Raw genomic sequence first — 14,796 nt, forward strand, 5'->3', positions numbered from 1 at the left:
TTAGGAGGATATACAGAAATGATTGGAATACTAGCAGGAATGGGGCCGAAATCAACAGGGTCATTTATTGACACAGTAGTGGAACAATGTCAACAAATATATGGAGCAAAATATGATATAGATTTTCCACATATGATGATTTACTCTTGCCCGACACCTTTTTATATAGATAAACCGATTGATCATGAAGCAATGAAACAAGCAATTATCACTGGTGCTCAAAGACTTGAAAACATAGGTGTTGATTTTATTGCCATGCCATGTAATACGGCTCATTTATATTTTAGCGAAATACAAAATGCAGTCTCTCTTCCTCTTTTAAATATGATTGATGAGACACTGAAAGAACTACCAAGTCATATTCATAAAGTGACCCTCTTAGCAACGGATGCCACTGTTCAATCTCATATTTATCAAAATGAAATTACAAACCGTGGTATAGAATATATATATAAAGAGAGTTGGCAAAAAGATACAACGCAAATCATTTCAAGCATAAAGGAAGGTCACCTACATAAAGCAAATGAATTATGGCACACTCTTTCTATAGAGTTAGCAGGAACAGTAGATGCCGCTATTATTGCCTGTACTGATTTAAATGTTGTCATAAACGGCGAAACTGATAGCCTTTACTTTTTAGATTCATCTTTATGTCTTGCAAAGGCGGTTGTTCATCAATATATAAGAAACAAATCACAACTTACATCTTAAATATCCAAAATAGAAAAGACGTGTCTCTGTACACGTCTTTTCTGTATAAATATATTTTACAAAGCATCGCCACATATCTTTTTTAAAACATGATTTAGCACCTTCAAACAGCAAAATAAAACAGCAACTATAATTATAATCGAAACGACTGTTTTCAATGGGGAAAACGGGATATAATTTACAATCCAATTCCCACCATAATATATAAAAAGAAACGCAACAAAAGTCGCTACAATATATGAAAGAATCATGCCTATTAACTGCATAACCGTCAACTTTTCATACATTTCCTTTACTTCTTTTTTATGTTCCCACAATATATACATAAATAAAATGATCGAGAGAATGGAAAAGATATTTCCAATACTCATGGGCTACTTTTCTCTCCCTTCTGTTTCTAATTTACTAAAAAGACGATATCGCCAATAATAATAACTCCTAACATAGTCTGTACTACATAATCCATTACAATCAGACCGGCAGATTTAGTTGTCATCACTCTTTCTCATTAACCTTACCATAAATAGGTTAATGAGAAAGAGTGATTGGAGAATGAACTTATTTCAACTATATAAGTGGTATATAAAACAACCGACTCTTTTAAAGGAGCCGGTTGTCCATTTATTCTTCAATCGATAAAAATATTTTAATACTCCCATCCTTAGAGTAAAATTCAAAATCCGTTTGGTAAGCTCGTTTTATATCACTTTGCCAAATTTTTTCCCAAGCATGAAACACACCTTGCGGATTGCTATTGTCTACTTCAACAACGTAATAATTCCCACCTGGAATAATCATTCTATTTTCTGCGGCAAGCTCCTTTTCTGTGCCGATATACAAATCATACTCACCTGTATAATCACTTTCATAGTTTGTATAAACACTATATACGTCACCTTTTAAATCGAGCTGAAGAAACTCTTCCCATAACTTAAATATGCTGTTCATATTTTGGTTACTTGTTCTCACCTTTTTCCCATAAATCTGCTTTTCAGTAACTGTTGTATTCATGTATATCCCTCCAACATTTAATAAGTAAAGGGTATCATACAAAATATGACAACAGTCTGTCAGCTTTTATAAATATATTCAATTTCTTCTCTATATTTCTTTTTTAGCCATAACGGTTCTACAATTTTTACATTTCTACCAAACATAAATAAAAACGGCAATATATTTTTATTGATATCATATTGAAAAGTTACTTGTACATCTCCATCTTCAAGTACTTCAATTTCTTCATCCGTAAAGAAATCATATAGTTTACCTAATGTACTTTTAGAAAATACAAGAATGATTTGTTCTAACTTTTCTTTGCTCTCCCCTATAAATTCAGGCTTTCTATCATAAACAATCTCAATGTCATCATCGATTATGTCCATACTTCTAATTCTAGTCAATTTGAATAATCTTAAAGCTTTTCTTAATGCACAAACTGCTTCTAAATACCAACTGCCATTCATAAAATTTAATTTTAATGGCTGGATGATTCGCTTTGATAGATATCCTGTTTGTGATACATATGAAATCTGAAGTTTCTGCTCCTTCTCAATCATCACAAGAATTTTTTTCACCTTTCGTTTTGTCTCTTCTTCTATCGTTTCTCGGTGTAACGTAGAGGAAGAAACTGTCATATTTGACGTGTACTCTCTCTTTGTTTCTTTCAATACCTCTATTTTCTTTTGCAAAATGGATAATTGCTCGTCATCAAAAAGCTCGCTTTTTAAAGTTAAACCTTCTAGTAAAAAACGTTTTTCTTCTTCGCTAAATGTAAATTTGTCTAATCGATAATTATCAATTAACGTAAAACCGCCGTTCTTTCCTAAATAAGAAATAATTGGAATGCCAATTGCCGATAATGCATCGATATCTCGATAAATCGTTCGTTTGCTAACTTCAAATGTATTGGCTAACTCTTCAGCAGAAATGATATCTTTTTGTAGCAAACAAATAAGTATCGAAAGCATTCTCTCTGTCTTCACTAGCTCCCCTCCTTATGTGCTAGATATTTATAGATAGTAAAAAGCCACTCTTAAACAGAGTGGTCTTTTCACGTCACTGCGCCATTTTCTTTCGGTACATCTTACCGTTCCAATAGAAGAATTTTGAAGTGAAACCGCCATATTTCACAATGCGCCGTGCTATATGCTGCATATTCTTTTGCTCTGAAACTTTTTGATCCGACAAATAAATCCCCAATAATCCGCGGCTAATTAATCGATGAAATTTCGCATGCGGCAAGTTACCAATACTTTTTTCCGCCTCTTGCACAAAATGTTTCATTCTTGCTAATATGACCTGTTCATTTTCATAATAGCTACAAAAATTCAAATCGCCGCCAATTCGGTCTTCTTCTTGATCAATGAAATAATCCAGTAAAATATGAAGACCTTGTACGTAAGGAAAATACCCTTGTTTAATCTTTATAATATCCTCATCAAGTAATTCGTCATGGAAAGCATACGCCACGAGACAAAAAACCCCAAGAGTTGATCCTGCGCATGCTGAAAATTCAAACCAGCTCATTGGTGGAACACTTTCTTTATGAGCTTCAAACCACGTTTGTAAACGAGGCTCTCGTTCTTCTAATTTCACGTGCTTATGAATTTGCAAATCACAATAATAACATGCAAGTTCATGAAGAATAGGTGCAATTTTATCGTAATGTTTCGTTTTCCTTAACACCTCTTGACAAGTAGCTACAAGTTCATCTAAATATCCACCGTCATCTTGATCATCACGATAGCGATAATAATTGCCACCACTTTCACTTTCAGGTGTTAACGCCATTAACATTGATTCATGAAGTGCAGCAAAATCTTTCGGATCAAGCGATGTACTGCGATCACATAAATTATCTAAGTAGTCGCTAATCGTTTGATACGCTACAATAAATCGAATACATTCCTCCCTTTGCTCATTTGCAAGTAGCGCTAAAATACTACCACCCTCACAATGAAACGTTTTATGTTCAATACTTGCAAGCGCTTGACTATGGAGTTCGTCATTCGGAATATGATAAGCACGCTCTTTCCACATTGCCAGCTCATGGTGTACTACCGGAAACACATCACGGTATACTTTCGCCATGAGCGTTATGGGATTACTCGGTACGTTCACTTCGTCCTTCATCTCCTCTATTAAATGTACAATTTCATTATTTATTTGTTTCTATTATGTTATTGACATGCATTTCAGTAAATGACTTGATATAATTAAAAACTTCATCTCGCTCATACTCATTTAATAACTCGTGATAACAATTCGGCCATTCTTTATATGCCTTATCACTAATTTTTAAATTATCAAACCATTTACGGACACTTGTTTTATCTACTAGTTTATCCTCACACGCCTGCATTAGCAAGAGCGGAACGTCTGGGAACTCATCTATTTTTTCATGAGCAATTCGTGTAGATTTTATCAATTCACTATACCAACGAACGGATACCTTGCGCAAGAACAATGAATCATTTTCCATTGCATCTCGAACTTCTTTATTTCTTGTTGACATTTCCACTGTAAGATTCGTTGGAAATTGTAATTTCGGCATAGCAATATTTAATACCTTCGCAAGAGCTCGAAGTGGTGCCGCTGGAGTAGCTAACACCCCTAAGCATGGCGAACTTAATATAATACCATCTATATCTTCGCGCTTCGTTTCTTCCATCATTCGAATGATGATAAGTCCCCCCATACTATGTCCCAATAAAAAAATAGGTAGTCTATACTTTCTCGCTTCTTTTATCCACGCTTTGACCTCTTCTATGTATTCATCAAACGAATTAATATGTCCTCTATTTCTTGACGTTGTTCCATGGGCAGGAAGATCTCCCATAACAACATGATACCCAATGTGATTCCACTCTTCTGCCAGCGCTTCATAACGCCCATGGTACTCCATGGCACCATGCACAATTACGATGACAGCTTTTGCCGATTCCGTTTCATAATTCCACATATAATTCTCCTCCATTTCACTCTTTTTCATAATTTGATACACTAAAAATAGTCTCTAGGAAAGGAAGGCTTAACATGATATATCCTTATAAAGATAAAAATCCGAAAATTGCGAGTAGTGCTTTTATTGCTGACTACGTTACGATTACAGGTGACGTTACAATCGGCGAAGAATCCAGCATTTGGTTTAACACTGTCATTCGGGGTGATGTGTCTCCAACCATCATCGGAAATAGAGTGAATGTACAAGATCAATGTACACTGCATCAAAGTCCGCAATATCCCCTCATTTTAGAAGATGATGTTACAATTGGGCATCAAGTGATTTTACATAGCTGCATGATAAAAAAAGATGCTTTAATCGGGATGGGTTCTATCATTTTAGACGGTGCTGAAATTGGTGAAGGTGCTTTTATCGGTGCTGGAAGCTTAGTTTCCCAAGGAAAGAAAATACCGCCTCATACACTTGCATTTGGACGTCCCGCAAAAGTCATTCGTGAATTAACAGATGAAGACCGAAAAGATATGGAACGTATTCGTAAGCAATATGTTGAAAAAGGACAGTACTATAAATCATTACAAAAGTAATTCTTCTTGCTGCCATAACAATGGCAGCTTATTTTATGAAAATGCTAATGTTTTCTTTACAAAATTTTATTATTCCCTCAACAAAATCTTATTAAAATAGAAGATATCATCTCAATATATATGTAAATGAGAAGGGAGATGTTCCATGAAGATGAAATCTGTCAGCTCCTTATATAAAATAGAGTGTTACATTTTCAAAGGAATTAACCGTTATTTCGATCAAAAAACATTAAATGTCTTTTTCCGTACCATTACGCACATCGGTGGTGCAATCTTCTCTATCTCACTCGTCCTTTGTCTTCTTATTTTTTCAAAAGGGACGCTACAAAGTGCAGCAGCTGTTTCCTTAACAATGAGTCATATTCCTGTACAAATATTAAAAAGATGGTATCCACGTAAACGACCTTATTTAACAATCCAAAATGCAAAATATCCATCGCATCCTTTAAAAGATCATTCTTTTCCATCCGGGCACACAACAGCCATTTTTTCTGTTATCACTCCATTTATTTGCTATGATTTCAACTTACTCATTGCTTTACTACCATTGGCACTGTGTATTGGCGTTTCCCGTATTTATCTCGGGCTTCATTATCCATCGGATGTATTTGTAGGTATGTGCCTTGGCACATGTTCTGGCCTTATCTCTTTTTATCAATTCATTCCATTATTTTTGTAAAGGAGAGATTTTATGAGAGTTGCCATATTTACTGATACATTTACACCGCAAGTAAATGGGGTTGCAAAAACTCTCGATCGCTTAACTCATTATTTTAAACGACAAAATATTTCCTATTCCGTGTTTGCACCACAACATACAGCAGAGGATAATTTTATAGACAATGTGAACAAAATGAGAAGCATTCCGCTTACAATTTTATACCCAGAATGTCGCTTTGCTTTCCCTACCCCGCGTATTAAGGGGGAACTTCTTACATTTCAGCCTGATATTATTCATGTTGCAACACCCTTTAACATGGGACTTTGCGGGATGTATTACGCAAAAAAGCTAGGTATCCCTCTTGTCGGTTCCTATCACACTGATTTTGATGCTTACTTACAATATTATAAAATCAAATTTCTCTCCAATATGTTATGGAATTATTTGAAATGGTTTCATAGCCATATGCAAAAAAACTTTGTCCCTTCTTCTGAAACATTACAACAATTAAAAAAGAAGGAATTTCAAAATTTATATATATGGGGACGCGGCGTTGATTGTTCCCTCTTCCATCCATCCTATAATAAAGACGTATTTCGAAGAAAATATAATATTACCGCTCCCTATATCCTTTCCTATGTCGGACGAATTGCACGAGAAAAAGATATAGAAACTCTTCAACGATTCATGCAAACAACAATAAAAGAGCGAAACAATGATATTCATTGGATGATTACTGGAGATGGTCCTCTCGCTACAGAATTACAGAAAAATGCGCCAAGTAATCACGTAACTTTCACAGGATATTTACAAGGTGAGGACTTAGCTGAAACTTATGCCTGTTCCGATCTCATGATATTCCCATCAGCAACAGAAACATTTGGAAATGTCGCATTAGAATCACTCGCATGTGGAACTCCTGTGATTGGCGCAAATGCTGGCGGTGTGAAAAATATTATTACAGATAAAAAAACAGGTCTTCTTTGTGAACCGAAACAAACGGAATCATTTTTATCATCCATTTATCAATTATTAAAGTATGATAAAATGCGTAATCAAATGAGTATAGCCGCTAGATCGTATGCCCTTACTCAAAGTTGGGATGAAATCTTTCACGGTTTATCCATGCAATACGAAGAGGTGATTCAGCAACATAGCACCGAGTTACTTGCGTAAAAAGAAATAAAGTGCTCAGAGCAATAACTCTTGAGCACTTTATTTCTTTTTATATTTCAGTAATTCAGCATATTCTTCTTTCGTATTCACATTTACAAACCATGTTTTTTCTATATTCCATTCGTCTCCCGTCACATACTTTACATTACAATGTAATAAAAGTTGCTCCATGCTCCGTTTTTCTTCGTCTAATAATTTATAAATTTTCTCTTTCACATTTTTATGATACGCCCCTAATAACGGCTGCTTTCTCCCCTCAACAATCGGAATAATCGCTTCATATTCATCGTCAATTTGTCCTGTTATTTCTTTTATCCATTTGCTAGAAATATTCGGCGTGTCACAAGGTGAAATCATATACCATTCTGCTTCAAGATACTCCATACCAGATACAATTCCTGCAAGCGGTCCTTCTCCTCTATAGAAAGAAATATCTTCTATAACAGGAACTTCTATTAAATGAGCTACACGTTCTTTTATGCTAGCATGACTAATGACAACTATATCTTGCATTACATCCTGCATCACTTGAACAATCCGTTCAATAAACGTATACCCTTGCCAACTTACTAAAGCTTTCGGTTCTCCAAAGCGTCTAGACATACCACCAGCTAATACAATCCCTACTACGCTCTTCATTGGCGATTTAGCTCAAATATAATATGTCCGAGCTCTGGCAAAATCAATTTATTCATCGCAAGACGCACAGCTCCAGTCGACCCCGGCATAGCAAAGACAACCTTTCTACCCATTGTTCCCCCAATTGCTCTACTTAGCATTGCTGCACTCCCGATATCCTCTAAATAACTAATCGTGCGAAATAGCTCACCAAATCCAACAATTTCTTTATCTATTAATGCCGAAACTGCTTCAATCGTTACATCGCGCTTTGTAATACCAGTTCCTCCGTTTGTTAAAATAACATCGACATCTTCTTGATGATATCCACTTAATACAGCTTGCCTAATACTTTCTTTATCATCTTTTACAATTTCATAGGAAGTTACGAAATGACCTGCTTCGCTTAATAACTCGTGTAATAACTTACCGCTTTTATCCGTTTCTTCTGTACGTGTATCAGACACAGTAATGACTTTACAACGCACTTCTTTTGGCGCTTGTTTTTTATGTTCTACTACACTCATGCTCATTCTCCCCTTTTAGTAAACTATATTTTATTTTATCATACTCGATTCAACCTCTAGCCTATATGAAGTTCATCACACTTTCGTCATTATGTAGTGACGAAGCAAAATAATATGTTACAATATTAGTATATAAATCCATAAAGAGGAATCTCATTGTTTCTTCCACCACATATCACCCCTATGACTTATTCAATCACAATTACTATTTTTCATATCCCATACATCGAACCATATTTTCATGATGAGGAGGGTATACATGGAACTCTATCAAAAACTTACAACAACATTTCTTCTTTTGTTTGCCGCTTCTATAAGTGCAGGATTTGCGTTACAAGATGCTGTACCTCATGCAACGATTGGCGGAATTAGTTTTGCCACGATTTTTTTATTATGCAGTGCATTTTGCGCCGGAAAAGCGCGTCAAAAGAAAGGATGATTGCAAATGTTCCGCAGTAAGCCAATACTTTGTAAGTCTTGCAAAAACGAAATCAAATCTTATGAAAAAGCATGGATTCATATGCCTATCCCTAGTAGCGGGATGACAAATATAAAAAAATATATTGAACTTGATGGAGAAATATATTGCAATGCTTGCGCTGGGGTATGTACGAAACAAAATAACGAGATGAAATAGGAGGTATTTCCAAATTGTTTGAATCTAACCGAATTCGCTTACGAAAGTTATCAGAAGACGATATTCCGACTTATCATCTTTGGCGTAACGATCCTGAAGTTATGCAAACAACCAGCCCTATACTCGATACATATTCATTCGAAGAGACCGAAGCATTTTGCAAACAAATCATGCACGCAACTAATTCCAAAAGTTATATCATCGAATTGAAAAATGACAACCTTCCAATAGGAATTACCTCTCTCATTCAGATTGATTCCTATAATCAGAACGCAGAATGCATTATCGATATTGGGCAGAAAGATTACTGGGGACAAGGATATGGTCAAGAAGCATTAACTCTATTATTAAACTACGCTTTTCGAGAATTAAACTTACATCGCGTTTCTTTGCGAGTATTTTCGTTTAACGATAAGGCAATACATCTTTATAAGAAACTTGGCTTTCAACATGAAGGGACTTGTAAAGAAGCGATATTTCGAGATGGAGCATGGCATGATATTGAACTTTTTGCACTATTACAGCCTAACTATAAATAAAAAAGGTTTTGCGCGGAAGCGCAAAACCTTTTTTATTATATTATAGACCAGCTTGCTCTTTTAAGTCAGCTGCTTTGTCTGTACGCTCCCAAGGCAGATCTACATCAGTACGTCCAAAGTGGCCGTAAGCTGCTGTTTGTTTGTAAATTGGGCGACGTAGGTCTAACATTTTAATAATGCCAGCTGGACGAAGATCGAAGTTGTTACGAACTAATTCTACTAGTACTTCTTCAGATACTTTCCCAGTTCCAAATGTATCAACTGAAATTGATACTGGCTTCGCTACACCAATTGCATACGCAAGCTGTACTTCCGCTTTTTCAGCAAGACCAGCTGCTACAATATTTTTCGCAACATAACGTGCTGCATACGCTGCAGAACGGTCAACTTTCGTTGCATCCTTACCAGAGAATGCACCACCGCCATGGCGAGCATATCCACCATAAGTATCAACGATAATTTTACGTCCTGTTAATCCAGCATCCCCTTGTGGTCCACCGATTACGAAACGACCAGTTGGGTTAATGAAGAATTTTGTTTCTTCGTCCATTAATTCTGCTGGTACAACAGCTTTAATTACATACTCTTTTAAGTCGCGATCGATTTGTTCCCATGTAATTTCTGGATGATGTTGAGTAGAAATTACAATTGTGTCAACACGTACTGGTTTACCATTTTCATCATACTCAACTGTAACTTGCGTTTTACCGTCTGGACGTAAATAATCTAATGTTTCATCTTTACGAACTTCCGTTAAACGACGAGCTAATTTGTGAGCAAGTGAGATTGGAAGTGGCATTAATTCTTTCGTTTCATTACATGCGAAACCAAACATTAAACCTTGGTCTCCTGCACCAATTGCTTCAATCTCAGCATCAGTCATTTGACCTTCACGTGCTTCTAACGCTTGGTCAACACCCATAGCGATGTCAGCAGATTGCTCATCGATAGATGTTAAAACTGCACAAGTTTCTGCATCGAATCCGTATTTTGCACGAGTATAACCAATGCCTTGAATTGTTTCACGAACGATTTTTGGAATATCTACATACGTTGAAGTTGTAATTTCCCCCGCTACCAATACTAAACCAGTTGTTACTGTTGTTTCACAAGCTACACGTGCATTTGCGTCTTTTGATAAGATCGCATCTAAAATTGAATCAGAAATTTGGTCACAAATTTTATCTGGATGTCCTTCAGTTACAGACTCAGATGTGAACAGATGACGTTGTTTTGTCATGTGGTAAACCTCCCTACAGTAATTGTATATATTGTACGGAACTCATCCTTAACTTGCCACAAATTGCGACATTCATTTATTCTCCCACACAAGTATAAAGAAAAACCTTTCCCATTATATAGAGGAAAGGTTTGATTTGCTACTTGCATACTGCTTTTTGCCCTTCGCTCTTATCGTTCGAGACCGTTCGCCTCGCACAGGTTTTAGCACCTATTCACTTGTTTTTACCAGTACAAGTGAGGTTGCTGGGCTTCATCGGGCCTGTCCCTCCGCCAGCTCGGGATAAGAGAGTATCCGTCCCAACCTATACTAAAGAAATGCTATTCATTTGTCAATTAATATTCATTTATTCCTGCAAGTTTTTCGCGGTAAAATATAAATAGAAAAATTATACATTCACACAAACAAAAATAAATAAATAGTATACATTATTTATATAATTGTGTTATACTCTTGATGGGGATTACGAGAAATATTTCATAAAATGAAAAGGATGGTATATAAACTATGAGTACTGTGAATGTCCAAATTGGATTACATGAATTACTGAACGGAAGCAATGCACAGATTCAACTAAGCGTTCCGCAGTTAGTGGAAAAAGTACTGATGAGAAATGAAGGAAAACTAACTTCTACTGGTGCTGTTTCTGCTTCAACAGGAAAATATACAGGACGTTCTCCTAAAGATAAATTTATCGTGAAAGAACCATCGGTTGCAAATAAAATTGCTTGGGGACCTGTAAATCAGCCGATTTCTGAAGATCGTTTTAATAAATTATATACAAAAGTATTAGAGTACTTAAAGGAAAAAGAAGAACTATTTGTATTTAAAGGATTCGCTGGCGCTGATCGTAACTATCGCCTACCAATTCAAGTTGTAAACGAATATGCATGGCACAATTTATTCGTTCATCAATTATTTATTCGTCCAACTGAAGAGGAATTAGCAAATCATAATGCACCATTCACAATTGTTTCTGCACCAAACTTTAAAGCAGATCCAGCGGTTGATGGCACAAACTCTGAAGCATTCATTATTGTTTCATTTGAAAAACGCATTGTACTAATTGGTGGTACTGAATATGCTGGAGAAATGAAGAAATCGATTTTCTCGATCATGAACTTCTTACTTCCTGAACAAGATATTCTTTCTATGCATTGTTCTGCTAACGTAGGTGAAGAAGGAGACGTAGCATTATTCTTCGGTTTATCTGGAACAGGTAAAACAACTTTATCAGCTGATCCACATCGAAAATTAATTGGTGATGATGAACATGGATGGTCTGATAATGGCGTATTCAATATTGAAGGCGGTTGCTACGCAAAATGCATTAATCTTTCTCATGAAAAAGAACCACAAATCTTTGATGCTATTAAATTCGGATCCGTATTAGAAAATGTTATAGTTGACAATAAAACACGCGTTGCAGACTATAGCGATACAGCGTTAACTGAAAATACACGTGCTGCATATCCAATAGATGCGATTGATAATATCGTTCTACCAAGTGTTGCAGGACATCCAAATACTATTATTTTCTTAACTGCTGATGCATCTGGTGTATTACCACCAATCAGTAAGTTATCAAAAGAACAAGCTATGTATCATTTCTTAAGCGGTTACACTAGTAAACTAGCAGGAACTGAACGCGGTGTTACATCGCCGCAAGCTACATTCTCTACTTGCTTCGGTTCACCATTCTTACCGCTTGATGCGTCACGCTATGCAGAAATGCTTGGTGAAAAAATTGAAAAACACGATGCAAAAGTATTCTTAGTAAATACTGGTTGGACTGGCGGCGAATACGGCGTTGGAAAGCGTATGAATTTAGCTTATACTCGAGCAATGGTTCAAGCTGCATTAAACGGTGAACTTGATAAAGTAGAAACCGTAAAACATGACATCTTCGGTCTAGATGTTCCACTTCATGTACCAGGTGTACCTGATGAAGTATTAATGCCTGAACAAACATGGGCTGATCAAGCTGCTTATAAACAAAAAGCAATTGAACTTGCTAATCAATTTAAAGAAAACTTCAAGAAATTCGATAATGTCTCAAAAGATATTATCAATCTTGGCGGTCCAACTGCTTAAGAATGACCCTTACTCATATGAATAAGTATGTTGTAATCCAAAATAAAGCTACGCGTACTCACCGACAAAACCCAATGCGACTTTATCGATTACACATACTTACAATAAAAAAGAAGCTTACGATAAAAAACGTAAGCTTCTTTATATGAAATCCTACCTTCAAAAACGAAACAGAGTGTCTCACTTCTTTTGGAGAAGGAATGTTTTATACTTATCATCTATTTCTACTCATCTTTCATGCTGTAATACCCTAAGTTAATGACAATTAAGATGTAACCACCCATAATCCCAACAGCAAACGCCCACATTACCATATGATGTTCGATTTCATACATAATCATCGCTCCAAGTATTGCTGCTGCAAATCGGTTAAACATTCCAAGAGACGGTGCCTTTGTTTTTTTTACGATGCTATCCCCAAGCTTTTCAATGCGTCTACCTAAAATCCAAACACAATACATACTAACTAATAGACCGATCCCCACACCTAAAAAATGTGCAGAAAATGGAGTCATTGCCCATCCTAGTAGCATAATACCTAGTAAATAATACATTTGAATTTTAAACGCCCTTAATGACATATGAATCATACTATGCTCCTTTACTGTTATTCCTTTCTATCTACATACCATCACATTTCATTTGTTATATTTACAAAAAACATAAACACTGTATTTATGTTTTTTAAATACTTTTTGAAAATAACATTATACAAGATTTCTACTGTTCGTCCTAAAGATTTTGTGACGTTTTTGTAAACATTTTTCTGTCCATTTCCCAAAAAGTTGATATCAATCTATAAACATATGGATATGATGTAGTAAGCACATAAATAAAGGGGGCGTCTGATGATCTATTTTTTAATGGCTCTTATTCATTTCATTGTTCCAGCACTTATTGGCCTTTCTTTATATTGGTACACAAAAAAGCACAGTATCTTCTATGCTGTTCTCGGTGTCCTTCTCCCTGGCATCATTCTTATCACATTATTTCGTATACCGTTTCTTAATTTAATTCCTCTTATTACTGCTATTCTTTTTCTCATATTTCTTCCCAAAATAAAAAAATAGGAAAGCAGATCACGATTGATCTGTTTTCCTATTTTGATATATGTTCTGATACGATTGACTGTGATTCTCTCTTTTCAAATTTCACAAACCATAATCCGAGAAAAATAATACATCCACCAATGATTTGCTGAATAGAAATATGCTCTTTTGCCCATAATGCTGCAAATAACACTGCCACAAGTGGAGTAATATACATATACACCATCGTATGGGATGCTCCGATTTTTTGAACTCCTATATACCACATCACCAAACCAAATACTGTTACAAAGAAAATAGAATATAAGAGCGCAAACCATGTCATTCCTTTTTCAATTTGAAATGGTAATAAAAAGACATGCCATCCACTCAGTAGACAAAGTGGAATCGCCCCAACAACCGCTGACCAAGCTGTTACACGTAGTGCTGTATATTTTTTTATAAGCGGTCCCGCTAATACTGGATAAAGTCCCCAACATATTGAAGTAATAATCCCAATCCCATTTCCATAGAACGAGTTGGCAAATGAATGGCCCGCTAGTAACACAAGTACTGTACCTGCACAAGCTATAATAGAACCGATTAATTTTCGAATGGAAAAATTCTCTTGTTTAAGCGAAATTGTAAATAGGGTGGTAAAAATAGGTGAAATAGAAATGAGTAAAGAAGCATTTGTTGCAGATGTGTATTTTACAGTTTCCATAAATAACGTTTGATACAGTATAATGCCAACAACACTGACAATAATGAGCCTCGGTATATCTCTTCTCTCTATATAGAGAGACTTTTCAATAGAAAACGTAAGTAGTAATAACAGCGGCGCTGCTGCCATCATCCGAAGTGCTGTAAATTCAATCGCTGTAAATTCTAATAGCCCGTATTTCGCAATCGTATAATTAATGCCCCATATAACTACAACGCTAAAAATTAATAATTCAATTCCCCATCTCCTCATTCTGATCTCCCCCATAAGAATAATTATACAGAATTTTCAAT

General features: G+C 35.7%; 19 protein-coding genes and 1 riboswitch. Of the genes, 9 read left to right on the forward strand and 10 right to left on the reverse strand.

The window, feature by feature from the left end:
- Nucleotides 1–18: 18 nt before the first annotated feature.
- Nucleotides 19–711, forward strand: coding sequence for an aspartate/glutamate racemase family protein (locus MR063_RS04935; protein ID WP_242194699.1), 693 nt, complete (start codon nucleotides 19–21; stop codon nucleotides 709–711).
- A gap of 56 nt (nucleotides 712–767) precedes the next feature.
- On the opposite strand, the gene MR063_RS04940 is transcribed toward MR063_RS04935, so the two are convergent.
- The 5 genes from MR063_RS04940 to MR063_RS04960 form a co-directional block, all read right to left on the reverse strand.
- The gene (locus MR063_RS04940; protein WP_242194715.1) at nucleotides 768–1,082 is read right to left on the reverse strand and encodes a hypothetical protein; all 315 of its coding nucleotides are present in this window, start codon (nucleotides 1,080–1,082) and stop codon (nucleotides 768–770) included.
- Nucleotides 1,083–1,332: 250 nt separating this feature from the next.
- Nucleotides 1,333–1,722, reverse strand: coding sequence for a GyrI-like domain-containing protein (locus tag MR063_RS04945; protein WP_242194718.1), 390 nt, complete (start codon nucleotides 1,720–1,722; stop codon nucleotides 1,333–1,335).
- Nucleotides 1,723–1,781: 59 nt separating this feature from the next.
- Nucleotides 1,782–2,693, reverse strand: a complete 912-nt coding sequence (locus MR063_RS04950) for a helix-turn-helix transcriptional regulator (protein ID WP_242194723.1) — start codon at nucleotides 2,691–2,693, stop codon at nucleotides 1,782–1,784.
- Between the two features lie 73 nt (nucleotides 2,694–2,766).
- Nucleotides 2,767–3,831, reverse strand: coding sequence for a tetraprenyl-beta-curcumene synthase family protein (locus tag MR063_RS04955; protein WP_242194903.1), 1,065 nt, complete (start codon nucleotides 3,829–3,831; stop codon nucleotides 2,767–2,769).
- Between the two features lie 37 nt (nucleotides 3,832–3,868).
- On the reverse strand, nucleotides 3,869–4,672 hold the full coding sequence (locus MR063_RS04960; protein WP_242194726.1) for an alpha/beta hydrolase: 804 nt from the start codon (nucleotides 4,670–4,672) through the stop codon (nucleotides 3,869–3,871).
- A gap of 74 nt (nucleotides 4,673–4,746) precedes the next feature.
- Here MR063_RS04960 and MR063_RS04965 point away from each other — a divergent pair, with 74 nt between their 5' ends.
- The 3 genes from MR063_RS04965 to MR063_RS04975 all read left to right on the forward strand — a co-directional run bounded on the left by MR063_RS04965 (nucleotide 4,747) and on the right by MR063_RS04975 (nucleotide 7,096).
- Nucleotides 4,747–5,259 carry a gamma carbonic anhydrase gene (locus MR063_RS04965; RefSeq protein ID WP_242194728.1) on the forward strand — a complete coding sequence of 171 codons (513 nt, stop codon included), beginning with the start codon at nucleotides 4,747–4,749 and terminating at the stop codon, nucleotides 5,257–5,259.
- Between the two features lie 145 nt (nucleotides 5,260–5,404).
- Nucleotides 5,405–5,938 (forward strand): phosphatase PAP2 family protein, encoded by a 534-nt coding sequence (locus MR063_RS04970; RefSeq protein ID WP_242194731.1) that lies wholly within the window; start codon nucleotides 5,405–5,407, stop codon nucleotides 5,936–5,938.
- A 12-nt stretch (nucleotides 5,939–5,950) separates the two neighbouring features.
- A complete protein-coding gene (locus MR063_RS04975) occupies nucleotides 5,951–7,096 on the forward strand; it encodes a glycosyltransferase family 4 protein (RefSeq protein WP_242194748.1) in 1,146 nt (381 codons plus the stop codon).
- 39 nt (nucleotides 7,097–7,135) lie between these two features.
- Here MR063_RS04975 and MR063_RS04980 read toward each other — a convergent pair whose 3' ends face one another.
- A complete protein-coding gene (locus tag MR063_RS04980; RefSeq protein WP_242194751.1) occupies nucleotides 7,136–7,735 on the reverse strand; it encodes a molybdenum cofactor guanylyltransferase in 600 nt (199 codons plus the stop codon).
- On the reverse strand, nucleotides 7,732–8,241 hold the full coding sequence (locus MR063_RS04985; RefSeq protein WP_242194754.1) for a MogA/MoaB family molybdenum cofactor biosynthesis protein: 510 nt from the start codon (nucleotides 8,239–8,241) through the stop codon (nucleotides 7,732–7,734). The genes MR063_RS04980 and MR063_RS04985 overlap by 4 nt, the downstream gene beginning before the upstream one ends.
- Before the next feature lie 259 nt (nucleotides 8,242–8,500).
- On the opposite strand from MR063_RS04985, the gene MR063_RS04990 reads away from it, so the two are divergent.
- Genes MR063_RS04990 through MR063_RS05000 form a run of 3 tightly spaced genes read left to right on the forward strand, consistent with a single transcriptional unit; the run spans nucleotide 8,501 to nucleotide 9,417 of the window.
- Nucleotides 8,501–8,680: a hypothetical protein gene (locus tag MR063_RS04990; protein WP_242194786.1), complete on the forward strand. Its 180-nt coding sequence runs from the start codon at nucleotides 8,501–8,503 to the stop codon at nucleotides 8,678–8,680.
- A 6-nt stretch (nucleotides 8,681–8,686) separates the two neighbouring features.
- Nucleotides 8,687–8,878: a hypothetical protein gene (locus MR063_RS04995; protein ID WP_242194789.1), complete on the forward strand. Its 192-nt coding sequence runs from the start codon at nucleotides 8,687–8,689 to the stop codon at nucleotides 8,876–8,878.
- A 14-nt stretch (nucleotides 8,879–8,892) separates the two neighbouring features.
- The gene (locus MR063_RS05000) at nucleotides 8,893–9,417 is read left to right on the forward strand and encodes a GNAT family N-acetyltransferase (RefSeq protein ID WP_242194791.1); all 525 of its coding nucleotides are present in this window, start codon (nucleotides 8,893–8,895) and stop codon (nucleotides 9,415–9,417) included.
- A gap of 40 nt (nucleotides 9,418–9,457) precedes the next feature.
- Here MR063_RS05000 and metK read toward each other — a convergent pair whose 3' ends face one another.
- Nucleotides 9,458–10,657 carry a methionine adenosyltransferase gene (gene metK, locus MR063_RS05005; protein ID WP_242194807.1) on the reverse strand — a complete coding sequence of 400 codons (1,200 nt, stop codon included), beginning with the start codon at nucleotides 10,655–10,657 and terminating at the stop codon, nucleotides 9,458–9,460.
- Nucleotides 10,658–10,824: 167 nt separating this feature from the next.
- A riboswitch (SAM riboswitch) is annotated at nucleotides 10,825–10,946 on the reverse strand.
- A gap of 218 nt (nucleotides 10,947–11,164) precedes the next feature.
- Between metK and pckA the strand changes: the two genes are divergently transcribed.
- A complete protein-coding gene (gene pckA / locus MR063_RS05010; RefSeq protein ID WP_242194810.1) occupies nucleotides 11,165–12,751 on the forward strand; it encodes a phosphoenolpyruvate carboxykinase (ATP) in 1,587 nt (528 codons plus the stop codon).
- A 224-nt stretch (nucleotides 12,752–12,975) separates the two neighbouring features.
- On the opposite strand, the gene MR063_RS05015 is transcribed toward pckA, so the two are convergent.
- A complete protein-coding gene (locus MR063_RS05015) occupies nucleotides 12,976–13,341 on the reverse strand; it encodes an ATP synthase subunit I (RefSeq protein ID WP_242194812.1) in 366 nt (121 codons plus the stop codon).
- Between the two features lie 258 nt (nucleotides 13,342–13,599).
- Between MR063_RS05015 and MR063_RS05020 the strand changes: the two genes are divergently transcribed.
- A complete protein-coding gene (locus MR063_RS05020; protein WP_242194815.1) occupies nucleotides 13,600–13,821 on the forward strand; it encodes a hypothetical protein in 222 nt (73 codons plus the stop codon).
- Between the two features lie 28 nt (nucleotides 13,822–13,849).
- Here MR063_RS05020 and MR063_RS05025 read toward each other — a convergent pair whose 3' ends face one another.
- A complete protein-coding gene (locus MR063_RS05025) occupies nucleotides 13,850–14,755 on the reverse strand; it encodes a DMT family transporter (RefSeq protein ID WP_242194818.1) in 906 nt (301 codons plus the stop codon).
- Nucleotides 14,756–14,796: the final 41 nt, after the last annotated feature.

Origin of the sequence: Bacillus cereus group sp. BfR-BA-01492 (assembly GCF_022662815.1) — a bacterium.
GTDB lineage: Bacteria > Bacillota > Bacilli > Bacillales > Bacillaceae_G > Bacillus_A > Bacillus_A cereus_BD.